This window comes from Streptomyces sp. NPDC007929, from assembly GCF_042959065.1.
Taxonomy (GTDB): domain Bacteria; phylum Actinomycetota; class Actinomycetes; order Streptomycetales; family Streptomycetaceae; genus Streptomyces.
This window is the reverse complement of record NZ_JBIBKD010000004.1, coordinates 1-21,873: the sequence shown is the minus strand read 5'-3', so window position 1 is coordinate 21,873 and position 21,873 is coordinate 1. Positions and strand designations below refer to the sequence as shown.

General features: G+C 70.7%; 26 protein-coding genes and 1 pseudogene. 26 read left to right on the top strand and 1 reads right to left on the bottom strand.

Annotation, left to right across the window (positions count from 1 at the left end; genetic code table 11):
• The first annotated feature begins 112 nt into the window (after positions 1–112).
• The 25 genes from ACFZDE_RS13690 to ACFZDE_RS13570 all read left to right on the top strand — a co-directional run bounded on the left by ACFZDE_RS13690 (position 113) and on the right by ACFZDE_RS13570 (position 19,336).
• Positions 113–1,141 carry a hypothetical protein gene (locus ACFZDE_RS13690; protein WP_391199970.1) on the top strand — a complete coding sequence of 343 codons (1,029 nt, stop codon included), beginning with the start codon at positions 113–115 and terminating at the stop codon, positions 1,139–1,141.
• An 84-nt stretch (positions 1,142–1,225) separates the two neighbouring features.
• Positions 1,226–1,798 carry a hypothetical protein gene (locus ACFZDE_RS13685; protein ID WP_391200492.1) on the top strand — a complete coding sequence of 191 codons (573 nt, stop codon included), beginning with the start codon at positions 1,226–1,228 and terminating at the stop codon, positions 1,796–1,798.
• Positions 1,799–1,846: 48 nt separating this feature from the next.
• Entirely contained in the window at positions 1,847–2,590 is a 744-nt protein-coding gene (locus tag ACFZDE_RS13680; protein WP_391200491.1) for a glycosyltransferase, read from the top strand.
• 305 nt (positions 2,591–2,895) lie between these two features.
• Positions 2,896–3,354 carry a hypothetical protein gene (locus ACFZDE_RS13675; RefSeq protein WP_391199969.1) on the top strand — a complete coding sequence of 153 codons (459 nt, stop codon included), beginning with the start codon at positions 2,896–2,898 and terminating at the stop codon, positions 3,352–3,354.
• Positions 3,351–4,541 carry a hypothetical protein gene (locus ACFZDE_RS13670; RefSeq protein ID WP_391199968.1) on the top strand — a complete coding sequence of 397 codons (1,191 nt, stop codon included), beginning with the start codon at positions 3,351–3,353 and terminating at the stop codon, positions 4,539–4,541. Before ACFZDE_RS13675 ends, ACFZDE_RS13670 begins: the two co-directional genes overlap by 4 nt.
• 18 nt (positions 4,542–4,559) lie before the next feature.
• Positions 4,560–5,828, top strand: a complete 1,269-nt coding sequence (locus ACFZDE_RS13665; protein WP_355821314.1) for an MFS transporter — start codon at positions 4,560–4,562, stop codon at positions 5,826–5,828.
• 45 nt (positions 5,829–5,873) lie between these two features.
• Positions 5,874–6,371, top strand: coding sequence for a hypothetical protein (locus tag ACFZDE_RS13660; protein ID WP_391199967.1), 498 nt, complete (start codon positions 5,874–5,876; stop codon positions 6,369–6,371).
• Positions 6,372–6,470: 99 nt separating this feature from the next.
• A complete protein-coding gene (locus ACFZDE_RS13655) occupies positions 6,471–6,896 on the top strand; it encodes a hypothetical protein (RefSeq protein ID WP_391199965.1) in 426 nt (141 codons plus the stop codon).
• Positions 6,893–7,738 carry a relaxase/mobilization nuclease gene (locus tag ACFZDE_RS13650; RefSeq protein WP_355821315.1) on the top strand — a complete coding sequence of 282 codons (846 nt, stop codon included), beginning with the start codon at positions 6,893–6,895 and terminating at the stop codon, positions 7,736–7,738. The genes ACFZDE_RS13655 and ACFZDE_RS13650 overlap by 4 nt, the downstream gene beginning before the upstream one ends.
• A gap of 13 nt (positions 7,739–7,751) precedes the next feature.
• The gene (locus ACFZDE_RS13645) at positions 7,752–8,447 is read left to right on the top strand and encodes a hypothetical protein (protein WP_391199963.1); all 696 of its coding nucleotides are present in this window, start codon (positions 7,752–7,754) and stop codon (positions 8,445–8,447) included.
• 23 nt (positions 8,448–8,470) lie between these two features.
• A complete protein-coding gene (locus ACFZDE_RS13640) occupies positions 8,471–9,226 on the top strand; it encodes a hypothetical protein (protein ID WP_391199961.1) in 756 nt (251 codons plus the stop codon).
• Entirely contained in the window at positions 9,223–9,873 is a 651-nt protein-coding gene (locus ACFZDE_RS13635) for a hypothetical protein (RefSeq protein ID WP_391199959.1), read from the top strand. Before ACFZDE_RS13640 ends, ACFZDE_RS13635 begins: the two co-directional genes overlap by 4 nt.
• Before the next feature lie 14 nt (positions 9,874–9,887).
• Complete coding sequence (locus ACFZDE_RS13630) at positions 9,888–10,295, top strand: hypothetical protein (RefSeq protein WP_020271152.1); 408 nt, start codon at positions 9,888–9,890, stop codon at positions 10,293–10,295.
• A gap of 272 nt (positions 10,296–10,567) precedes the next feature.
• Positions 10,568–10,951 (top strand): hypothetical protein, encoded by a 384-nt coding sequence (locus ACFZDE_RS13625; protein WP_391199957.1) that lies wholly within the window; start codon positions 10,568–10,570, stop codon positions 10,949–10,951.
• On the top strand, positions 10,948–11,751 hold the full coding sequence (locus ACFZDE_RS13620) for a DUF317 domain-containing protein (protein WP_391199955.1): 804 nt from the start codon (positions 10,948–10,950) through the stop codon (positions 11,749–11,751). The genes ACFZDE_RS13625 and ACFZDE_RS13620 overlap by 4 nt, the downstream gene beginning before the upstream one ends.
• A gap of 28 nt (positions 11,752–11,779) precedes the next feature.
• Positions 11,780–12,136 (top strand): hypothetical protein, encoded by a 357-nt coding sequence (locus ACFZDE_RS13615; protein ID WP_391199953.1) that lies wholly within the window; start codon positions 11,780–11,782, stop codon positions 12,134–12,136.
• Positions 12,127–12,945, top strand: coding sequence for a DUF317 domain-containing protein (locus tag ACFZDE_RS13610; protein ID WP_391199951.1), 819 nt, complete (start codon positions 12,127–12,129; stop codon positions 12,943–12,945). Before ACFZDE_RS13615 ends, ACFZDE_RS13610 begins: the two co-directional genes overlap by 10 nt.
• A gap of 73 nt (positions 12,946–13,018) precedes the next feature.
• The gene (locus ACFZDE_RS13605; RefSeq protein ID WP_391199950.1) at positions 13,019–13,531 is read left to right on the top strand and encodes a hypothetical protein; all 513 of its coding nucleotides are present in this window, start codon (positions 13,019–13,021) and stop codon (positions 13,529–13,531) included.
• 128 nt (positions 13,532–13,659) lie between these two features.
• Complete coding sequence (locus ACFZDE_RS13600; protein ID WP_391199948.1) at positions 13,660–13,929, top strand: DUF317 domain-containing protein; 270 nt, start codon at positions 13,660–13,662, stop codon at positions 13,927–13,929.
• Positions 13,865–14,257 carry a DUF317 domain-containing protein gene (locus ACFZDE_RS13595; protein WP_391199946.1) on the top strand — a complete coding sequence of 131 codons (393 nt, stop codon included), beginning with the start codon at positions 13,865–13,867 and terminating at the stop codon, positions 14,255–14,257. The genes ACFZDE_RS13600 and ACFZDE_RS13595 overlap by 65 nt, the downstream gene beginning before the upstream one ends.
• Positions 14,258–14,286: 29 nt before the next feature.
• Entirely contained in the window at positions 14,287–16,077 is a 1,791-nt protein-coding gene (locus ACFZDE_RS13590; protein WP_391199944.1) for a TraM recognition domain-containing protein, read from the top strand.
• A complete protein-coding gene (locus ACFZDE_RS13585; RefSeq protein WP_391199943.1) occupies positions 16,074–17,345 on the top strand; it encodes a DNA cytosine methyltransferase in 1,272 nt (423 codons plus the stop codon). Before ACFZDE_RS13590 ends, ACFZDE_RS13585 begins: the two co-directional genes overlap by 4 nt.
• Positions 17,345–18,460, top strand: coding sequence for a DnaB-like helicase N-terminal domain-containing protein (locus tag ACFZDE_RS13580; protein ID WP_391199941.1), 1,116 nt, complete (start codon positions 17,345–17,347; stop codon positions 18,458–18,460). The genes ACFZDE_RS13585 and ACFZDE_RS13580 overlap by 1 nt, the downstream gene beginning before the upstream one ends.
• 63 nt (positions 18,461–18,523) lie before the next feature.
• Positions 18,524–18,709 carry a hypothetical protein gene (locus tag ACFZDE_RS13575; protein WP_391199940.1) on the top strand — a complete coding sequence of 62 codons (186 nt, stop codon included), beginning with the start codon at positions 18,524–18,526 and terminating at the stop codon, positions 18,707–18,709.
• Positions 18,710–18,877: 168 nt separating this feature from the next.
• A complete protein-coding gene (locus tag ACFZDE_RS13570; RefSeq protein WP_391199938.1) occupies positions 18,878–19,336 on the top strand; it encodes a hypothetical protein in 459 nt (152 codons plus the stop codon).
• A 52-nt stretch (positions 19,337–19,388) separates the two neighbouring features.
• Here the strand turns inward: ACFZDE_RS13570 and ACFZDE_RS13565 are convergent, their stop codons facing one another.
• A complete protein-coding gene (locus ACFZDE_RS13565) occupies positions 19,389–20,666 on the bottom strand; it encodes a hypothetical protein (protein ID WP_391199937.1) in 1,278 nt (425 codons plus the stop codon).
• 417 nt (positions 20,667–21,083) lie between these two features.
• On the opposite strand from ACFZDE_RS13565, the pseudogene ACFZDE_RS13560 reads away from it, so the two are divergent.
• Positions 21,084–21,873, top strand: a pseudogene (locus ACFZDE_RS13560) (transposase); the annotation flags it as partial.

The window sequence follows — 21,873 nt, the reverse complement described above, 5'->3', positions numbered from 1 at the left end:
CTTCCGCCGGCATCGCCGAAGACAGCACCCACGACCAGTCGTGCCCGCTCATCCCCATCCGCCCAGCAGACCCTTGGAGCCCCCTATCCGCACCGCTCGCCGTACCCTGCCGATGTTCGTCGGCGCCGCCTGCCTCGCCCTGGCCCTCACCGGCTGCGCCGGCGAAGACGGCCCCGCCCATGCCCGGCAGACGCCCCGCGCCAGCACCGCCCCGAAGCCCGTGCCCGCTCTCAGCGCCGCCCAGGCCCGCGACGTCATCACCCGCTATTCGAAGATCAACAACGAGGCCAACACCGACCGCGACCGGCGCCTGCTCGACACGGTCGAGGACGGCCCGCTGTACGCGATGTCCATCTCGGACTACACCGAGACCGAAGGGCTCCCCGCGGCAGACCGCAAGCCGTACAAGCCGTGGTCCTACGACTCCGCGGACGCCAAGTTGTACATCCCGCGCCTGGGAGCCGGACAGAACCGCTGGTTCGCCGCCGCGCTCTCGGACCAGAAGGGTAAGGCCCCCTCGCGCTTGGCCGTGTTCGCCGAACGCCCCCAGCACAAGCGCTGGGAGATGGTCTCCGTCGTCGACCTCGACAGCCCGGACCTGCCGGACATCGCCCTCGACCACGACGGATACGCAACGGCCGTCACCACCGACGGCAACAAGCACCTCGCTGCCGACGCCAAGTTGCTGCGCACCGCGGTCCTCGACAACTTCGCCACCGGAGGTACGAACACGGGGACGAAGGTCTTCGCACCGACCAAGGCGAGCAAGCGGCAGATCGCAATCCACGACAAGACAGGCACCCGCTTCGGGGCCCAGGGCACCACCGTCTTCGCCGGCGCCGCCAACCGCTACACGGACGCCTACGCCCTCAAGACCACCGACGGCGGCGCGCTGATCCTCTTCTCCCACACGCACACCCAGACCGACGCCGTCGCGCACTCCGGCCTTCAGATCAACCCCGGCAAGGACGACCGGGCCTGGCTCCACGACGTGCCCCGCACCTCCATCCGCTACACGTTCGTGTGCAACGACGCCGCCACCGTCCCCGCGAAGGCCGAGCCCTCCCGCCTGATCGGCTACACCTGCGCGCGTACCGACGCCTCCGGCCCTCCGGTCCCGTCCTGGTCCGACCGCGCGTAGACGCACCCACGCGCCACCGTGACGGCCGCCGAACCTCCCCCGCACCCCGCTCGCTCCGGAGAACACCTGTCCACACGCTCCTTCATCGCCCGCCCCACCCGCGGTACGGGATACACGGGCATCCACGTCCAGCTCGACGGCGTACCCAGCCACCACCTCCCCTTGCTCCTGGCCGCCTACCAGTACAAGTTCGGACGCAACATCGAGGCCATGTCCCGACACCTCATCGACGACGTCGCCGTCGGCTGGGACGAACTCGGCACCGATCTCCTCGACGACGCCCCGCCCGCACTCGTGACCGCGCTGACGGGCGGCGAGCACTGGCCCAGCCGAACCCTCGACCACCTGATCACCCCGGACGGCTCACCCCCGGTACGCATGTCGGTCACCGACACGACCGCCGATGAGCAGGACGTGCAGTGGGGGTACGTCCTGCACAAGGAGGGCGTCGAGGTGATCAGCCTCCTGCACGAGGACATCGGCCCGATCGTGAGCTGGTCCACCGACCCGCGCACCGCCTTCAACGACCACCCGGCGGCCTGGTCCGTCCTCGACTCCCCGCCCGCCATGCGGGCATCGCGCGGCAGGCAGCCCCAGAGCGCTCCTGCCGCAGCCCCGGCGAAGGCCAGCGCCCCGCGCCCCGCCGCCCGACGCTAGTTCCCCCTCGTCTTCCCGGAGCCTTCTCTGCCCCCGTACACCACGCCCCTGATCACCGTCGTCATCGCAAGCCGCCTGCGCGAAGAGCGGCTGGACTACCTGACCGCCATGCACGCCAGCCTCACCCGGCAGTCCGTGCCGTGGGAGGCCGTGATCGCGCTCGACGGTGCATCGCCCGACCGTCTGCCGGCCTCGCTCGCGCAGGATCCGCGCGTTCGCACGCTGGCGCTGCCCCGTCCGGTCGGCGCCGCCTGCGCCAGGAACCTGGCCCTCGCTCACGTACGCACCCCGTACACCAACTGGGCCGACGACGATGACCTGTTCCCCGACGATGCGATGGCCGTACGGCTGAACACCCTGGAGTCGACGAGAGTCGGCTGGTGCGCCGGCTGGAGCGAGGACCAGCACCCCGACGGCTCGACCACCCTGTGGCGCTGCCCCACGCCGCCAGGCCGGCATGAGGCCGGTGACGTGTGGACGTACTGGAAGTCGCCTGCGGACACCATCCCCATCGGGCCGACCACGATCCTCGCCCGCACCGACCTCGTGCGCGCCGCTCCGATGGGCGGCCTCGTCCAGGGCGAGGACTACTGCGCGGCCCTCGGCGTCACCGCTCTCGCCCCCGGCATCCTGCTGCCAGTACCCGTGTACAGGTACCGCAAGTGGGACGGGCAGATGACGGCCCAGGTCGGATACGACCGGCTGGAGGCAGCTGCCCGGGAGCACGCCTGGGCATACGGCCGCAGCCTGCGCACCGTCCTGCGCGGTGGCGAAAACCTGGTCCGTGGCTGAGGCGCAGATCGTCCTGTCGCACAGCCGGGAGTCCGGGATCGTCGCTATCGCCTCGGGCGAGCAGTACCGGTGGGCGCACACCGCCCTTCCGTGCCGAAGCAGGAGCGCCGAGCACACGCGTGGCCAGCCATCGAGACGTGGCTCGCCGACGGTGAAACGTCCTTTCGTCAGGCGCGCATCAGCGCGCTCCATCGTCACCCGGCCCCGCCCGTCACCGCGCCAGCCCGCCCCCCTCACCGCGGCCCGGCCCGCGCACCGCGGCCCCTGACCCTTCCGCCCCACGCCCCGAGGAGAGCCCCGCCCCCTTGCGACCCGGCACCCACTTCGCCTTCGGCGACCACGAGGAACACGGCTTCGTGGCCTCCTTCACCACCGCCCTGCCCGCGCACCTCGCCCACTGGTACCTGGAGCGCGAGCAGTTCGAGCCCGTTCCCGGAGAACCCGGCCTGTACCGGCTCAGCGATTCCGAGCACGACGGAGTCCGCCGCACCCGCCAAGCCGTCCACGACCTGCGCCGCCACGGCTACACCGTGCAGGCCGACATCCGCCTCGACCCGTCCCTCTCGGCCGGCCCGCCACGCCCCGTCCGGCCCAACGGACTCCAGGAGCGCCGCAGCCGGCTCACCCAGGCCGCCGCCGGCCGGACGACGCAGCGCTCCGCACCGCCCACCACCTCCCCGCCAGCGGCCCGGCCGATCCCGCCGAAGCCCACGTACGCTCCGACCGTCCATTTGACGGCCGCGACCGGCGGGCAGTCACGATGACACCCGCGAGCAGCCCGGCCCCCGACGACCCCTTGCCGACAGCTCCCGAACTGGCAAACCGGGCACGCGACTTCCGCTTGCGGATGGCGGTCATCTACAGCGAGACCGAGGCTGCGCTCGACATGACACGCGACCGCTACGGCCGTACCGTCCACGCGGGCGCCGCCGCAGCCGCACGAGCCCACCGTGACAAGGCGGCGGTGGAGGCGTACGCCACCCACCTCGCCCCGCACGCCGAGGCTCTCCTCGGTGCCGCCCGACTCGTACTCGACGAGCTGCCACCCTCCCGGCACCTGACCGGGTGGCGGGCCGTCCTGGACGGCCTGGCTGCCTCCGCCGCCGAACTCCGCCGAGCCCTCGACCGGCCGGCCGCGCCCGGCTCCCCCGCCGAACGCACTCAGCACGCGGCCTTGTGGCCACACCTCACCGCTTGGGCGGACCACAGCTCTATCGCCAGCAACCTCGCCGACCAGCGCGCCGGCCAGAACCACAAGGCTCCGCTGACCGACGAAGAGCAGCAGATGTGGACCGAGAGGGCCCAGGCCGCGCAGCGGCGCGGCGAGCTGGAGCTGACCGAGTCGTGGTATGCCGCCGACGGACAGCCGATCACCCTCGCTTACCTGGTCGAGGACAACGACTCGACGGTGGTCGCGCTGCGCGGCGACCCGGGCGTACCGGGCTGGCAGGTGATCGGGCATTACGCCCACGAGCATGAGGCGGGCAAGTCCCTGCCCGCTCCGGTCCCGCCCGGCATCCTGCGCGCGGACGTCTCCCAGTTCAACCGCCCGGCACCGGCCCCGGAGATGTCTCTGCAGGAACTCATCCGCGACGTCGTCGAAGGCCACAGTGCCGGTGACGCCTCGAATGCTCTCCTCGGAGCCGTCCAGCGCGGCTACGCCGCCGGCCCGATGGTCCGCCTGCAGGAACTTCTGGAGACGAGCAGCCAGTTCGCCAGCGCCCTGGAGACCGTGCAGGGCCGCCAGATCGCCGCCCGCCTCTCAGCGTTGGGACGGCAGATCGAGTTCCTCACCCGTGAAGTCGAAGAGGCAGCCGAAGACCTCGGAGCGACCGTCGCCGTCCTGCCCCCGCACCGCACCCCCGTGCTACGCGCCCGCCCGCGCCCGGCCGTGGACACCACCCCGCCCACGCCGCCACCCCGCGCCAGCACGACCGCCCGCCACCGCTAGACCCCGAGAAAGCACCCGTTGTCCCCGACCGCACCCCCGGCCCCGGCACCGCGCATCACCTACGGCGCGGTGCTGGGCAGCCCGTACGTCGCCCGCCTCCTCGGTGGCACCCTCACCGGCCGACTCCCCAACGGCATGGCGCCCGTCGCCATCCTCCTGTGGGCCACCACGAGCGGCAGCAGCATCGCCTTCGGCGGACTGCTCAGCGCCCTGTACGGGCTGTCCTCCTCGGTGGTGCAGCCCGTCAAGGGACGCCTCATGGACCGCCACGGCCAGATGGCGGTGCATCTTCCGGCCGCCGTGCTCAACTCGGCTCTCCTGGTGACCCTTCCGCTGACGAGACCGTACGGCGGACCGGGCCTCGCCCCGGCCCTCGTCGTCGCCGCCGGCCTGACCACCCCGTCCCTGGAGGCCGGGCTGCGGGCCCTGTGGCCCAGCGTGCTGCCCGACGCCCGCCTTCGACACGCCGCGCTCGCCCTCGACACCGGTACGCAGGGCCTCCTGTACATCGTTGGCCCCCTGCTCGTCGCCGCCCTTGCCTCCGCGTACAACCCCAGCGTCGCACTCACCGTCACCGCCGTCCTCGGCCTGGCCGGCACCACCGTGGTCGTCCTCGCTCCGCCATCGCGGCGCTGGCGATCGACGCCGTCAGTCGGCACCCTGCACGGTCCCGTTGGACGGCTGACCAGCCCCGGTCTGCTGCTCCTGTTCGTCTCTCTGACCGGCATAGGGTTCGCGATCGGGGCCTTGAACGTGTGGTCGATCGCCATAGCCGAGGACCACGAACAGGACATGCTCTCGGGCATCATCCCCGCTGCGTTCTCCACCGGCAGCTTCCTGGGCGGCCTCGTCTACGGGCGCCGCACCTGGAGTCGGACCGCCGCCGACCGGCTGATCATCGCCAGCGCCGCGTTCCTCGCCGGATGGCTCCCGCTCGCAACCCAGCCCGCGCCGTTCGCGGCCACCGCCGCGGTCACCGTGCCTGGTGCGTTCCTGACCGTCGTGGTCGCCTGCGCCTACGTGACCACCGATGCTCTCGCTCCTGCGGGCCGGACCAGCGAGGCGTATGCGTGGCTGATCCTCTCGATCGGCGTCGGGCAGTCCGCCGGTACCGCTCTGGCCGGACGCCTCGCCGAGCAGACGCTGGCCAGCGCGGCGCTCCCCGCCGCCGGCGCGGCCTTCGCCCTCGCCGTCCTTCTCGCCGCGCGCCGACAGCTCCGCCCCGCCGGGCACCGGCCGCCCGGCCGACACCGCCGCCCACTCCGAGGCCGGCACAAGCCGTCCTGATCAGGGCACGCCCCCACCTTCCAACCCCTTTGAGGAGATCGAATTATGGCCGTGCGTACGCACTGGACCGTGGAGCACGCCTGCTCCCACAGCGTGGATCATGACCTGTCCAATCGTCCTGCCGACAAGCGGGCGGGCTTTGCCCGTTGGCTCGCGTCGAAGGACTGCACCGACTGCTGGAAGGCGGCGCGCGACGCCGACTCCGAGTCCAAGGAGGAGTGGCTCGCGACCAAGCGGGCCGAGGAGCAGGAGGCAGCCGTCGCGTGGGCCAAGCAGTTCTACATGCCGCAGTTGGAGGGCCCGGAGAAGGCCCTGGGCTGGGGCGAGCGCTCCCGCCACCAGCTGATGACGGCCGCGCACACCGCGCTCGTCGTCGAGGGCACTTGGGACGAGGCGGACTGGGCGGAGCTGGAGGAGAAGGCCCGCTCCATCACCCGTGCCGGATGGTGGATCGACCAGCGGGACGCCGAAGGCACTGACCTGCTCGAACTTCTCGACGCGGCCAGTGAGGCGGACCGCGGGACGGGGAACCCGTTCCGCTGACGGCGGGGCAACATAGCCGGGAAACGCCGGTTAGCCAAACCGGCGTTCCTCCGGACTATTGATGCTCCCACCCCGCCAGCCATCGCGTGGAAGGAACTCATGTCCCAACCCCCGTCCGCCTCGGCGTTCGCACCGACGCCCGACCCGCTCACCCCCGACCGGGACATCACCCACGCCCATTTTCAGGCCGGTGACACCATCGTCGTCCTGAAGGGGGTGGCTGGCGGAGAACTGTGGGGCGACGCGATGCGCGTCGTGGCCCCTTCCTGGCACACCCCGACCGACGAGGACGGGTGGCGGCTGCGTGATGCGACAGGCGGCGCCCAGTCCTACGTCACCGCCCACCCCCGCTACCTCGTGCACCTCTCACGCCGCTGCCCTGACTGCCTGATCTATCTACGGGCCATGGAGGACACCCTCCTCGCACGGTTCGCCGACCGCGACGAACTGATCGACTGCGGCTGGTACACCACCACCGACCTGGGCCAGCTCGTGCACATCGCCGACATCCGGAGCGGCCGGTGATCCCCCGCCTGCACGAGCAGACCCACCGGCCCCACGACCCGCTCGAAGAGGCGCTGGGGCGGCCGGTCTCACCGAACGAGGGCCTGACGGAGCACACGATCGTCGCCCACTGGCCCGGCCTGGATTGCTTCACCCTTGACGACGAGCAGAGGATCTGGACGTCCGTCCAGTGGGCCGAGCACCTCGAAGACCCCTACCTGGAACATCCATTCGCCGCCAGCCCCGACGACGACCGGCGGGCGATCCTCCACCTCGACATCCGCCTTCACCCGGACGACCGGGAACTGACAGGACCGGAGTGGGCCGAGGTCGCTCAACGGCTCGCACGAGCCGCCGGCATCGAGATCCCCGGCAAGGAACATGGCTGCCGGTGGATCGCCGTCCAGGCCCAGCCCGGCCGCCTCGACCTGATCGCCAACCTGATCCACCTCGACGGCGCGTGGCACGCTCTTCCCGCGGACAATCTGCGGCGCCTGGCACAGGAGGCGCGTCGCATCGAACAGGACCTCCACCTGGTCCCTGTCCGATCCGACCCCCCTTCGCGGCCTGCTATCCGCGCGGCGCTCACGGCGTCGGCCCAGCTCGCGACCATCCTCACGCAGCTCGCCGACGAACAGGCCGGCCCTCTGGCCGCGGTACGCGGACTCGTCGAGCACACCTCGCACCGGATCGCCCGCCAGCCGGGAGCAGCCAGCACCGATACGGCACACCGCCTGGAGCTGATCGCCCGCCGCCTCTACGCCATCCAGCAGGACCTGGACACCACCGCAGACCGCCTGGTCCATCCCCGCGCCGTCCCGGCCCCGGACGCCGTCCGGCACAACGCCCACCGATCGCCGTAGGAGAAACGTCTCCTTGCCCCGCACCGACCGCTTCCTGGACATCCGCCGCGACCCGCACTCCAACGAACTCCTTGCCTGCGGCGGCGACTCCGAGGCACACAGCATCCTCCAGCGCGCGGGCTTCGTCGCCGTCGTCCGCGTCCATGAGACGTACCACCGCGCCCCGACCGGCCTAGCGGAGGACGACGAGTCCCGTCTCGCCACCGACGCCGTGGCCCGCCTGCGGGCGGCCGGCTACCACGTCGACTGCGACGCGGACTTCGACACCGACTCGCGTCCGGCCAGCTACCTGCCGCTGGGATCCTCCGTTGCCCACGTCGCCGAGCGCCTTCGCGAGGCCGCCACTACGGGCGAGGCGGCTGATGCGCTGACTGAGCTGACCGCCGCCCACGACGGCGTCCTCGCCGCGCTGGAGGAAGTCCTCACCGCAACCGCCGACTTCCACGACGGGCTCGGCCAGGCGGCCGACCCCTACATCGCGCGGCGGCTTCGCTACCTCGCCGACGAGCACCTTCGCGTCATCCGTACCGACCTCTCCGAGACCCGCAACCAGCTCGCCGACCGGCATGCCCCGCACCCCGGCCGCAGCATCTGCACCGGGGAAGTCCCGTCAACCGAGCAAGAGCGCTCTGCCGTGTGCGCCTGCCCGCCACCGCCGCGCACCCTACCGGCCCCGCCGCCCCCGATGGCCGCCGGACTGCGCCGCTGACTCCCACCTCGCCCAAGGACACCATGCACGACCACCACACCTCCGAGCGCCTCGCCTCGTACGCCGACGTTCTCGCCGGCGAACTCCCCGACAGTTGGACCAGCTCCCACCTGCCAGCCGACGCCAAGGACGACCTCGCCGAACTCGCCGACCGAATCTGGGACCTGGACCTGGTCGCCGCCTCTCTTGCCGAGCACCCCCTGCAGCAGGCCGCCATCCTGAGCCGACAGGACGGTGCGCAGCTCGTCCTTCTGGACCGGAACGACGAGCGCGACGGCTTCCTCATCGCCGCCGTCGCCCCGCACGCCCTGCCCGACGAGGCGTTCCGCGGCGTTCCCGAGCCCAACGGCATCGCCCTGGCCGATGACCCGTTCCTGAGCGCCGAGCAGGTCACCGGCGACCTGCTCGCCCGCTACGACGCCGCCCTCGCCCAGGTCCGCCACAACGCCCTGGGCGGCATCCAGCCCTCCCAACCGGACCGGGTCGTCCTGACCTGGCAGCCGGACGGCAGCATCGCCACCGCCCCCGCCGACGACCGCGCCAGCGCGGTCCTCATGGCCCACGGCTTCGTCCAGGACCCGCAGAGTGGCATCTACCGCCTGGGTGGTGACGACACCCAGGCCCAGGCCCGCGCCCTGTGCGAGATCGGCCCGCGCCTCGACACGCTCGGCATCGGCACCGCTCTGCAGCACCCCGCAGGCCGGACCGCGCTCACCACCGCCGCTTCCGTGCCGCACGTCCCGGCCGGTCCCCGTACCCCAACCACCCGGTCTCGGTGAAGCAGACGGAGTCCGACTTCTGGGTGCTGGATTACGTCACCATCACCAAGGACCCCCGCACCGACCTGGTCGTGGCCATCGGCGGCACCGACAAGGCCGCGGACATCCTCCAGCGAACCGGCGGCTTCCTCTCCGCTCCCGGACCGCGCGGGGACTATCACCGGCTTCCACACGGCTTGCCCATCGAGCAGCAGCGCCGGAAGGCGACCGCAGCCTCGCACGCCCTGCTCGCCGCCTGTCACAGCGTCCACCTCGACCCCACGCTGAACATGCTGGTCGCACCGGACGGTGAACGTGAGGCCGCCCTGCGCTACCTGGCGGGCCTCGCTGAGCGAGCCGCAGCCGCCACAACCAGCAGCGAGGTGGCCGAGGTCCTGACCGAGGTCGCTGCCCCCGTCCACGGGCTGCTGCCCCTCGCCAGAGAGGTCGTCGTCCGCGCCTGGATCGCCGCCAGCGACTTCCAAGGGGCCGCGCCCACCGGGGAACCCGATCCCATCGCACGGCTCGGAAGCACCGCCACCTCCATGAGCGAGGCCGCGCGCGCCATCCTCCACGCCCGCAACCACGCCGCGCGCCCTGCGCAGCGGTCGGCCACTACCTCACCGCCGCCGAGCCGCGCCCAGCCCGCGAAATCCCGCCGCCGCTGACTTCGGAGAACCACATGGCCAACCTGGCCGACGAATACGGCACGGACGTCGAGATCTACATCAAGGCCCTGACGACCACCATCCACGCCGACACCCCAACGGGCGCCTCCGACCAGCTCCACGACCTGCTGGAACACCTCGGCCTGGAACGCCACGAGTACCCCGCCGACACGCCCATCTACATCTGGCACACCGTGCCCGAACACCTCGACGCCGACGAGCAGAAGCGGCTGGCAACCCGCGCCATCCCCGTCCTGCTCCTGGCCGGGTACGAGGTCAACTGCACGCCCGAAGTCTTTGACGAATCCGCCTACCGGCAGGCCGTGCAGGACCTGCGCACCCGAGCGGGCCGCCCTGCCGTGCGGCAACAGGCACCGATCGGCTCCGCCTCGCCTGCAGCTCCGGCCCGCCGCACCCCGTAAGGCGCCTGGGCGGTCCCGGCACCGCGCCGGGACCGCCCGCCTCACCACCCGAGACCCGGAGATACCCGTAGCAATCCGCACACCCCCACCGATCAGCAACCGGCTCAAGCCCCGACTCGCCACGGCCTTCTTCCGCCGCTATCTGCGCGCCTGTATTCCGACCGGCCCCGACCACGCCTCCCCGCTGGCCGGCGCCCGCCCTGAGGCCGCCCTCGCCGAGACGCAGCGCGTCGGGCACCGCCACCACTGACCGTCCACCGACCCGGAGGAGCATGTCCCACCCCGCCCCCTACCCGGTGAGACTGGCCGACGAGATCACCCGCCAGCTCGGCCAGCTCGCCGACCACCTATCTCAGCTTCCCCCGCCCCAGGCCGCTCAGGTCATCGCCCGCGTGCTCGACCCGGGCACCGGAGTCCTCGGCGGCGTCACCCACCTCGTCGCCACCGGCAGCGTGTTCGCCAAGGACCAGGCAGAGCGAGGCGCGCTCCCCGCGGAGGTGTGGCTCGCCCTGGGCCGTGCCTCGAACGAACTCGGCGACATCACCCTCGACCTGGACGAACACAAAGACGCTCTTCAGCGCGTCGGCGCCCCGCCCGCCACTACGGCGGCGAAGCCCCCGGCACCCGCACCGCTCGTCATCCGGCGCCGCCGGTGAAGAAGAAGCAGTGGCAGGGCTGGGGACCTGACGAGCAGGCCGAGCAGCACTACCTCGTCCAGCCCCGCGTCCTGGCCGGCGGCGGCGACGTCCGGCACGTCTCGGAGTTCCTGCGCGCCTCCGGCTGGAGGGACAAGTCCAAGACGGGCGGCCCCCTGCGCATGGAGAGCCCGGACCGCACCGTCCGCATCGCCTACGACCCCTACGTCCTCCCCGGCGGATGGACCATCCACGGCCAAGCAGACGGAGCGAACGGCGAGTGGTCTGCCCACCTGGGCCGGCAAACGCCGGTGGAGATCGTCGCCGGCCTGACCGACGCCCTCACCCGCCACCGCTCCGCCCACGCCCCCAACGTCTGGGCCCCTCTGCAGGAGCAGAACTGGCACACGCGCTTCGAGGGCCAGGACTACATGGCGACGAGCCCCGACGGCACCGCGTGGATGCAGTATCGGCAGAGTCCCGACGGGGCGGTGATGTGGTGGACCGGAGCGCAGGACAAGCAGGGCAACGGCTGGACGGCCAACTTCACGCCGAACACCCCGATGCACCTGGTGCAAGCCTTCTCCACCGAACTCGCCAGCCCGGACCCTGTGATGCGCCCGCGCGGACGCGTGCCGCACAGCGCGCAGATTCGTATCTGGTCGGTGTCCGTGAAGCCCTCCCAGCTCAGTGCGTGGCAGCAGGCCCGCATCACGGCCGCCCGCGCCGCCACCTGGGCCCGCAACGGCGCCCGTAGCACCAGGCCGCGCACCAGCGCCCGTCCCTACACCTCGGCCGGCGGCGCACGCACCCGCCGCTGACCGCAATAGCCCCGCCCCGAGGAGCCCGATGCCCGCACTCACCCCGGACACCATCCGCACGCTGACCGAAACGCTCGCGGACCTCACCGACTACCTGCGCGAGAACCCCGACCCTGCAGAAGCCCTCGCCCTCGTCGAGCCCCTCCTCGACGAGTACACGGGCCTGCCCGTCCAGTTCGCCGACACGCTGCGCGCCCTCGCCCGCGCCGTTCAGGAGAGCCCTGACGCGCCGCGCAGGGCGCAGGGCGACTTGCTGATCACCGAGCTGCGCACGGCCGCGTGGGAACTTGCCGACCAGCACACCCTCCACTACGTGCTGGACGATCTCCGTGACCTGTACGGCAGTTCGCCGACGAGCGAGCAGGGGTGCTGCTGGTGCCGCTGAGCGAACGGCAGCTCGCCGCCTTCGCCGACAAGCACGCCGTGCAGATCCCGTACGACACCAGCCCCCGCCACCTCGCCGGCCCCGGAGACGCCCGCCACGTCACCCACGGTCTGGCCGCCGCCGGATGGAACGCCGTCTCCGACCCCCTGAGCTCCGAGATCATCCTGGCAAGCCCTGACCTTCGCCACCGGCTCCAGTTCGACCCGCAGTCCCGCACCTCGGCGTGGTGGCGGCTACGGGCGGAGCCCGTCGGCACCGAGCCCGGCTGGTACGCCGAGTTCGGCGAACTCGTGCCCGCCGAGGTCCTCGCCGCCTTCACCGACGCCCTCACCGCCCCGCCGCCACAGCAGCCGGACCCGTGGCAGCAGGTGACCTCGGCAGGATGGCACCACGAGCCAGACGGCGCGCGCTCGCCGGACTCCATGTGCCACATCGAACTGCGGCCGTTGAGCGAATTCCACGACCGGTCGTCCTGGCACATCGAGACCCGCGAGCCCGGCCACGGGGAGTTTCCCGGCCCGCGCATCTGGCACGCCTACCTCGACGAGCACACCCCCGCTCACCTGGTCAGCGCGTTCCTCACCGCGCTGACCGACCGCAACCCGCTCCAGCGCGGCATGTTCGAACGCACCGGCCACTACAGCGCCGTACAGAAGCCCAGCCCGCTGCGCCCGCAGCAGGTGGTCGACGCCCACGCCACGCGCATCAAGCATCTACGCGCCCAGGCACGCTCAACCCGCCGCCAGCAGACGAAACCCGCGACGATCCCGGCGCACGCCAATACCGCGCAGCCGGCCGCTCGCCGCTGACCTGAAAGGACCCCTCCCCATCTCCCGAGACCACCACGCACACCGCGACTTCCTGCGCCACCTCGACCACTACGTGCGGGACAGCCAGAAGATCCTCGACGCCTGGGACGCCTACTCCGACGAGCACACCGGCCTCGACGGCTGGCCCTACGACGACCACGCCTACGGCATGCGCAAGAGCCAGCGCGATGCCGACACCGCCGAGGCGTTCGAGCCGCTCCGCTACGGCGCCCGGCACCTGCTTGCGACCGCCGAGACACAGCTGGCCCAACTGCCGGAGAACACGGTGCAGAGCCGCTGGGTATACCAGCTGGGCGTCCTGCACACGGCCCTCGACCGTCTCGACGAACTGCACGAGCAATGGCTGCTCACCCGCGACGCCCTGCCCGCCACCGCCAAGCCCGGCACCGCCGAATTCGACGACGCCCTCGCCGAACATCACGCCGAATCCTGGAGCTACCTCGACGACTGGGCCACCCACGGCAAAGCGCTCCGGGAGATCAACACCGCAGCCCGCAAGACCCCCTCATCCCTGGTTCCCACTCCTGCCCTCGCACCCCTGCGACGAACCGCGGCACGGAAGTGACTAGGCCCCGACTCCCGAGACCGTCGAGGTCGACTTCATCACCCCGCCCCACCTCGCCGACGGCGGTGACCTCGCCTAATCACCCTCTCCCTCGTGCCTGCGGATGGAGCCACGGCAACGACCCCCTGATGCCACGCGTCCTGCCTCCCGCCCCGACCAGAAGACCCTCCTGCGCCTGGAGCCCGACCCCTACGACCAGTGGAGACCCTGCACCACGTCGCCGAGCCGGACCGGCCGCCTGGTACGCCAGCTTCGGCGCCCGCACGCCCATCGAGCTGATCGCCGCCTTCACCGACCCGGCCCCAGCCGCTGACGCGCAGTGCGACCCGTACGGTGACCAGCCGGCCTTGCTTTCCCAACAAGACGGCGTACGTCGAGCGGCTGGGAGCACCGGCTGATCCGGAAGCCTGGTTCGCCACGGTCACCCTCGGCATGCACCAGAAGGTGAGGCAGGCCCGCTTCAGTGCGCACACTCCGCCACACCTTGTCGCCGCGTTCACCGCCGCGCTCGGCGATCCGAAGCCCGTGCCCCGCACCGACAGCGGGCGCAGTATGCCGACCCTCGACCCAAATGTCGTCATCCGACGGACGACCGACGTGCTCGTCGTGTACGTCGCCGGCGCGCTGGAAGACCGCGTTCACTCCCTGGCTGCCCGGCACACCACCGCGCCGACGGCCTCGATCCCCTCACGGCCAGCGCCGCCCAGGCCCGGCCGCAGCCGCTAACCCTCCCCCCGCCCGGAAGCACGTAGCCCTTGCCCCCTTCCTCCTCCAGCAGCAACACCGACGGATACGACCTCGTCCTGCGCCTCCTCCTCGGGGTGCTCGCCGTCGTCGTCCCCTTGTCCCACCTGGCCTGGCTGTCCGGCAACATCACCGCCTACCTCACCGGCACCAGCTGGGCCCCCTACCAGCCGACCAACGCCCTGCTCCACCCCGAGCAGGTCTGGCCCGACGCGGGAGAAACGTCCCTGCTGATCGGTGCCCGCATCGTCCCCGTTCTCCTGCTCCTCGCTTTCGGGGCTGGGGCTGGCGTCCTGTGGGCCCGGCACAAGAACGGAAGCGGCGGCCGGAAGAAGATCAACGACATGGCCAAGGCCCGGGACATCGAGCCGCTGATGGCCAAGGCGATCACCGACAAGGCCCGTTCCCTGCGCCCCAGCCTGAAGGACAGCAAGCACATCGACGCGAAGGACACCGGCATCCTTCTCGGCAACCTGCAGGGCAGCCGCCACGAGGTGCGGATGGGGTTCGAGGACGTCGCCGTCGCGATCATGGCGCCCCGTTCCGGCAAGACCACCTCGCTCGCCATCCCGTCCATGCTCGGCGCACCCGGCCCGGTCCTGCTCACATCGAACAAGGCCGCTGGCGACGCCTTCACCACCGCCTACGAGGCACGGGCCCGGGCGGGGGCGGTGTGGACCATGGATCCACAACAGATCGCGCATGCCGCCCGCGAGATGTGGTGGAACCCTCTCGCCAGCGCGACCACCTTGGACGGGGCGAACCGTCTGGCCGGACACTTCCTCGCCGCCTCGGTGGACGCCTCCCAGCAGGGCGACTTCTGGTCGAAGGCCGGCAGCAACATCTTGTCCCAGCTGCTCCTGGCAGCAGCGCTCGACGAGCGGCCCATCACCGACATCATGCAGTGGCTCGCCTTCCCCGCCGACCGCACCCCGCTGGACATCCTGCGCGACCACGACTTCGCCGCCGTCGCCGCTCAGCTCAAGGGCACAGTCGAGGGCCCCCCGGAAACGAGGGACGGCATCTACGAGACAGCCCGGCAGTACGCCTCCGCGCTCCTGAACGCGGAAATCGCCGCGTGGGTGACCCCGCAGAAGGACGTCCCGGAATTCCGTCCGGAGCAGTTCGTCACGTCCACAGACACGCTGTTCCTGCTCAGCAAGGACGGTGGCGGCGGAGCCTCGGCGCTGATCGCCGCGTGCGCGGACTCGGTGATGCGGGCCGCGACCGCGCAGGCCGAACGTGCCGGCGGGCGCCTGGATCCGCCCATGCTGGCGATCCTCGACGAGGCCGCCAACGTGTGCAAGATCAGCGACTTGCCAGACCTGTACTCCCACCTCGGCAGCCGCGGGATCATCCCGATCACGATCCTGCAGTCCTACCGCCAGGGCCAGAAGGTCTGGGGAGACGCGGGCATGGACGCCATGTGGTCTGCCTCGACTGTCAAGGTGATCGGCAGCGGTATTGACGACCCGGACTTCGCGGACAAGCTCAGCCGCCTGATCGGTGACCACGACGTGGAGACCACGTCCACCTCGCACTCAGAGTCTGGAAAGAGCACGTCAGTGTCGATGCGGCAGGAGCGGATCCTGCCCGCCGACGCGATCCGCGCCCTGCCCAAGGGCACCGCGCTCTGCTTCGCCACCGGCATGCGCGCCGCCATGCTCGACCTTCGGCCGTGGTACCGGGAGCCCGGCGCGGAGGAGCTGTCCGCGGCGTCCGCCCGCGCGTCGCAGGCAATCACCGCCCGCGCCGTGGCGAAGCACGCGCCGACACAGTCCGACTTGGGGCTGACCACGTGATACTCGACCTCTTCGCGGGGCCGGGCGGCTGGAGCAGGGCACTGCACGTCCTCGGCGTGCGCGACGTCGGGCTGGAATGGGACGAGTGGGCGTGCAAGACCCGGGCTGCGGCTGGGCAGTTGACGATCCGCACCGACGTGGCAATGTATCCGACGTGGCCTTTCATCGGCCGCACCCGCGGAATGATCGCTTCCCCTCCGTGCCAGGCGTGGAGCATGGCCGGCAAACGCCTCGGCCTGCTCGACCAGCCGCTGGTGCACGCGGCGGTCGAGGACCTGGCCGCCGGACGCGACTCCCGCGAACGCCTCCTCGCCGCATGCCGTGACGAGCGCTCCCTGCTCGCAGCCGAGCCGATGCGCTATCTGTACGCCCTGAACACGGTTGGCGAGCCCGACTGGGTCGCCATGGAGGAAGTGCCGCACGTCCTGCCCTTGTGGAAGCAGTACGCGGCCGTCCTGCGCGGGTGGGGGTTCTCCGTCTGGTACGGGATCCTCAACGCGGCCGACTTCGGCGTCCCGCAGACCAGGAAGCGGGCGATACTCCTGGCCTCCCGCGTCCGTACGGCGCAGCCTCCTACCCCCACGCACTCCCAATTCGCCGAACCGGAGTCGCTGTTCGGTCCGGGCCGCGCCCGCTGGGTCAGCATGGCCGAGGCCCTGGGATGGGGCGCGACCGACCGGCCCGTCCCCACCGTCTGCGCGGGCGGTGGACCCGGCGGCGGCCCCGAACCGTTCCCGTCGGGCTCCCGCAAGACGCTGTCCGACGCCCGTGAGCGCGGCACCTGGATGCCCCGGCCGGACGGAGTGGTCCTGCAGTCCCGTCGTGAAGGCGCCGGATGGGCGGCCCGGCACGGCACCCGCGAGAACCGGGCCGCCGACGCTCCGACGCCGACGTTCACCGCTGAGGCCCACCGCTGGTCCTGGTCCCTGCGCAGCAACAACCAGGCCAACGCCACCGTCCGTCCACTGTCCGAGCCGGCTGGCACGCTGTTCTTCGGGCACCGCGCGAACGAGTGCACTTGGATCGCCGAGCCCGCCTCACCGCCGGCTATGGATGTCGACGCGCCTGCGGTTCCCGAGGCGATCCGGATCACCGCCCGCGAGGCCGGCCTCCTACAGACCTTCCCCGCCGACTACCCCTGGGCCGGCAACAAGGGCCAACAGTTCTCCCAGATCGGCAACGCCGTACCCCCGCTGCTCGCCGGCCACCTCCTCGCCCCGCACCTCGGCCTCCCCCTCGACCCCGACGACTTCACCCTCGCCGCCTGATGCCCCACACCCCCAACCCCGACGAAGACGACCTCGACGCCATCGCACCGCCCCAGCCTGTGTTCCACGTCGAGCAGGCCCTCCTGGGGGCCCTCCTCCTCGACCCGCACCACCTGGACAACGTGAGCGGCATCACCGCCGACTCCTTCTCCACCGCCGCGCACGTGGCCCTGTATGCCGCGATCAGCACCCTGCCGCGGCCCGACCCCGCCGAGCACGCGAAGAACACCAAGTGGCTCGACCGCGTACTCGCCACCGCCCTGGAGGAGGCGCGCGGGCTGACCGCCTCCTATCTGCACACTCTCGTCCAGGTCTGCCCCTGGCCCAGCCACGCCCCCGCCTACGCCCGCATGGTCGAGGCCGAGCACGCCCGCCGCCGCCTGCTGACGGCCGCCGAACGCCTCGTCCACACCGTCCACGACACCAGCCTCCCGCTCCCCGTCCAGACGGTGCTCGCCGAGGCCGACGTGCTCGCCGCGGTCGTGGACGACATCGCGAACCACTTTCCCCCGCGCTCTGGCGTCCTCCCCCGCACCCCGGCGCCGCTCCCTGCCGCCCCTGACCACACCGAGGCGGTCGAGGAGGAGCAACTGCTGCTTGCCACCGCCACCGCCCGCCCTGACGAGATCGACGCCGTGCGGTGGCTGGTCCCCGATGACCTGACCCTGCCGCTGCACGCCAGCCTGTGGCAGTGCCTGACCACCCTCGCCCGCCGCAACGAGCCCGTCGATCCCGTCACCGTCCTATGGGAAGCCCAGCAGCGCGGCCTGCTGGACGGCGGCAGTGAGCCAGGCGAGGTCCTGCGCATGCTGACCGAACCGGCCGGATCCGTCCGGCACTGGGGCGAACGCGCCCTGCAGCGCTCCCTCCTGGCCACGGCCGAGCACACCGGACGGCGCATCGAGGCGTACGCCGGCGACCCGGCGAACACCCCCTTCCAGCTCGTCGTCGGCGCCCGCCGCGCCCTCGCTGACATCGCCGCCGTCCGCACCCGCTGGCAGAACGCCACCGGAACCACCCCGCCACAGCAGCGGCGACCGGCGCCTGCCATCCGCGCCGGCCCGCCGACGACCACGGCCGCACACGCCGCCCGATCGACACGAGCAACCCGATAACTCCCGAGTACGCCGGTGGCCGGACCCGAAGGCCCGGCCACCGGCAGAACAGATGAGACCCACGTGACTCCCGCCATCGACGCCCATGTCCGCCTCGACACCCATCCCACTCACCCGAGCGCCGTGCAGGCTCACGTCACCGGTGGCCAGGCCACCGTCGCTCTCACGGCCATGGAGGCTGCCGGCTGGAGCGTCGCCGCCACAGGCGTCCTGGTCCTGGCCCGCATCGATCACGAGGAGTCTCAATGACTGAGTCAAGCCACCTGCCTGGTCTATCGCAGAGCGTCGAGGCCCATGACTTGCCTGTGCAGCTGTCGGCCGCCTCGCCTTGCAAAGGCTGGTTCCGCTGTGATTTCGCCGCTGAAGATCGACGATGATGGAGCCCCTCGCACCAGACGACGACAAGGGGTGGGTGACGTGGCCAGCCTGATCAGGCGCCAGGAGTATCCGGTGAATGTGGACTACAACGGATGGGCCTTGCAGGACTTCGACGACACGCAGGTTCCTGTGCTGTTCCCCGAGGGCTTCGAGGGCGACACGTTCCTCACTGCTCACCCCGGGCGCCTTGATTTCTACAGTGCCGGGCACACCCACACCGCGTCCCTGACGGTGGAGGTCTGGGACGGGGAGCCTGCAGTGCCGGCCGGAGAGTGGGACGAGACAGCCCTTGCCGGCATCGTTTGTTCTTCGGGCAAGTTGCGCGCCAGGGGGATGGCGGCAGGGCCGATGCCGGAGGCGATCGAATTGTCGGCCGGGCCGGGCGTCTGGACGGTGCGAGTGGTGTGCACCGGCCGTGAGGCGGCATCTGCGCAGACCCAGCACGGTGTGGTGCACGGAGTCGAGCGCTACATCGCACAGTTCTGGCCGAACGCCTGAAGTACTGGGGGCGGCTCCTGTCTCCGAGCCGCCCCCACACCTGTCAAAGTCGCTACGAAGTGATCTCGACCCAGAAGCCGTCGTCCGGTCCGTCTATGACCCTGTTCTTGTCATAGAACTGCGCGAGCAGGCTTCCCGCAGCCCCATTGTCCTCCTTCTTAACGGGCAGGACACTGAAGTTGCCCGGCTCGGCGAGGTGATCGTAGTCCGAGTGGCCTGCCCCCTCGTACGTAGACGCCATCGGATACTCATCACATTCACGCGCGTACCCCGCTGACGTAGCGTAGTCCTCGCCGAAGTACTTCCCGCAGTTGTAGACAGAGCGGTTGCGGTTCAGCTCGCGGCGTTTGTTGTCCCAGTACAGACGCGTCAGCCCGGGCTTGGGACCCTTGCCTGGGAGATCCTTCTTGGCCATGGGGGGCTGCGTCGCCCCTGGCGTGGTGAGCGCTTTCTGGATATGCAGGGCTACCTCCCGTTCTGGAGCACCAGCAGCTGTGCTGTACTGCAACGGCGTGACGACGGCCCATGAGGCTGCGCCCGCCGCTGCGTTAGGCAGGTACGAAGCCTTGTCCCAGCGGGGCGGCAGCATGAACAAGTCGCCACCCGTAATCGGCAGCGACGACCAAGCAGGCGGTGCCTTGAGGCTGATGTTCGGCACGTACACCGCGGCGATAAGATCCGTCCTCGCGGTGTCAGACCCCTGGCCGGCGGGGACGGTCAGCGTGTGCTTGTAGGTGTCCGCACCCAGCAGCTCACTCCATGTCCGGGTGAAGGGCATCTTCACGCCGCCCTGAGTATAGGCAGCAGTGGACGGCCAGAGATGGGTGATGCTGCCCTTGGTCGTGATGCCCATCGCGGCGGCGCCGTTCTCCTTGGCCGCAGTGAAGTCGGTGAAGTAGTAGGTGATCGTGATGGTCCTGCTGTTCTTCGGGATGGTGCCGACGGCGAGAACGTCGAACTGACTGGTGCCGACGGGCTTGCCGTTGCGCAGCCAGACCTGCTCGAACTGCTTACCAGAGCACAGTGCGTAGCGGGACTTGACATAGAACGTATTCGTCGCGAGTCCCGCGATGCATTCCTGTTTCGTCATCGTGCGCGGCGGCTCGGGAAGGCTGATTGCTGTCGGCGCTCGAGAGTCGAGCGGCTTACGGCTCGGAGGCTGGTATCGCGCCGAATCCTCCGTGGCGAGCGGAGCGTAAGTCTTGGCCCGGCCGAGCGTCTCACGAGGCAGAACGGCCTGCGCGGTCTCCCCGCTGGACAGGCTACGTAGCTTGCTCGGCTGCTGTTGAAGTTCCTCGAGGTCGAGCGGCTCGGCGTTCACCGGCCGCATGTATGACTCCATGCTCAGCGAGTCAGATCCGTCAGCCTGGGCACTACTCAAGGGCATGAGTAGTGAAGCAACCAGCCCGGGAACCAGTACAGCGGCCGCGCGTATTCGGGCCCGCGAGAGCACACGTCTCATCATCATCCACACCCCTGTTCTCAGGTACACGCCATGCGACCTGGGCGCCAACAGAGCTACCTGACACAGGAAGTGCACAACCTCCGCTTGATCCACTCTGACTTGATCAGTGCCGAACCTGGCGCAAATACACGTTCGAGCGTCTCCCGATGCACATGCGCGACAGCCCGCTGTTCAACACCTACCTCACCGCTCCGCAAGCCCAGCAGACAGCAGCTGGGACTGCTGCAAGGTTGGGTGACACCTGACCTGGCTCGCTGAGAAGCGGCCTGGAAGGATGTTGCAGTGCCCAAGCCGTATCCGAAGGAGTTCCGCGAGGATGTCGTGCGGGTCGCGCGTAACCGCGAGCCCGGCGTCACGCTGGAACAGATCGCCGCCGACTTCGGGGTCCACCCGATCACGCTGTCGAAGTGGCTGCGCCGTGCCGACACCGACGAGGACACCACGCCGGCAGCGACGTCGGGGGAGTCGGCCGAGTTGCGCGAGGCCCGCAAACGGATCCGGCTGCTGGAGCAGGAGAACGAGGTGCTCAGGAGGGCTGCTGCGTATCTGTCGCAGGCGAACCTGCCGGCAAAATGATGTACCCGCTCGTCCGCGAGCTGGCCGCCGCCGACGCCCCTCACAAGGTGCCGGTGGCGGTGACGTGCCGGGTGCTCGGGCTGGCCCGCCAGCCCTACTACCGGTGGCTGGCCTGCCCGGTCACCGATTCCGAGCTGGCCGAGGCGTATCGGTCTGATGCGCTGTTCGACGCGCACCGTGACGATCCCGAGTTCGGTCACCGGTTTCTGCTCGACGAGGCCCGCGCCAACGGTGAGCCGATGGCCGAGCGGACTGCCTGGCGGATCTGCCGGGACAACGGCTGGTGGAGCGTCTTCGGCAAGTCCAGGGGCCGCGGCAAGAACGCCAAAGCCGGGCCGCCGGTCCACGATGACCGGGTGCGGCGCAACTTCGCCGCCGACGGGCCGAACCTGTTGTGGCTCACCGACATCACCGAGCACCCCACCGGCGAGGGCAAGCTGTACCTGTGCGCGGTCAAGGACGTGTTCTCCGGCCGCATCGTGGGCTATTCCATCGA

Coding starts and splice junctions, on each gene's coding strand:
- ACFZDE_RS13690 (WP_391199970.1), top strand. CDS start 113: ATGTTCGTCGGCGCCGCCTGCCTCGCCCTGGCCCTCACCGGCTGCGCC.
- ACFZDE_RS13670 (WP_391199968.1), top strand. CDS start 3,351: ATGACACCCGCGAGCAGCCCGGCCCCCGACGACCCCTTGCCGACAGCT.
- ACFZDE_RS13660 (WP_391199967.1), top strand. CDS start 5,874: ATGGCCGTGCGTACGCACTGGACCGTGGAGCACGCCTGCTCCCACAGC.
- ACFZDE_RS13655 (WP_391199965.1), top strand. CDS start 6,471: ATGTCCCAACCCCCGTCCGCCTCGGCGTTCGCACCGACGCCCGACCCG.
- ACFZDE_RS13640 (WP_391199961.1), top strand. CDS start 8,471: ATGCACGACCACCACACCTCCGAGCGCCTCGCCTCGTACGCCGACGTT.
- ACFZDE_RS13630 (WP_020271152.1), top strand. CDS start 9,888: ATGGCCAACCTGGCCGACGAATACGGCACGGACGTCGAGATCTACATC.
- ACFZDE_RS13625 (WP_391199957.1), top strand. CDS start 10,568: ATGTCCCACCCCGCCCCCTACCCGGTGAGACTGGCCGACGAGATCACC.
- ACFZDE_RS13615 (WP_391199953.1), top strand. CDS start 11,780: ATGCCCGCACTCACCCCGGACACCATCCGCACGCTGACCGAAACGCTC.
- ACFZDE_RS13600 (WP_391199948.1), top strand. CDS start 13,660: ATGCCACGCGTCCTGCCTCCCGCCCCGACCAGAAGACCCTCCTGCGCC.
- ACFZDE_RS13580 (WP_391199941.1), top strand. CDS start 17,345: ATGCCCCACACCCCCAACCCCGACGAAGACGACCTCGACGCCATCGCA.
- ACFZDE_RS13565 (WP_391199937.1), bottom strand. CDS start 20,666: ATGCGGCCGGTGAACGCCGAGCCGCTCGACCTCGAGGAACTTCAACAG.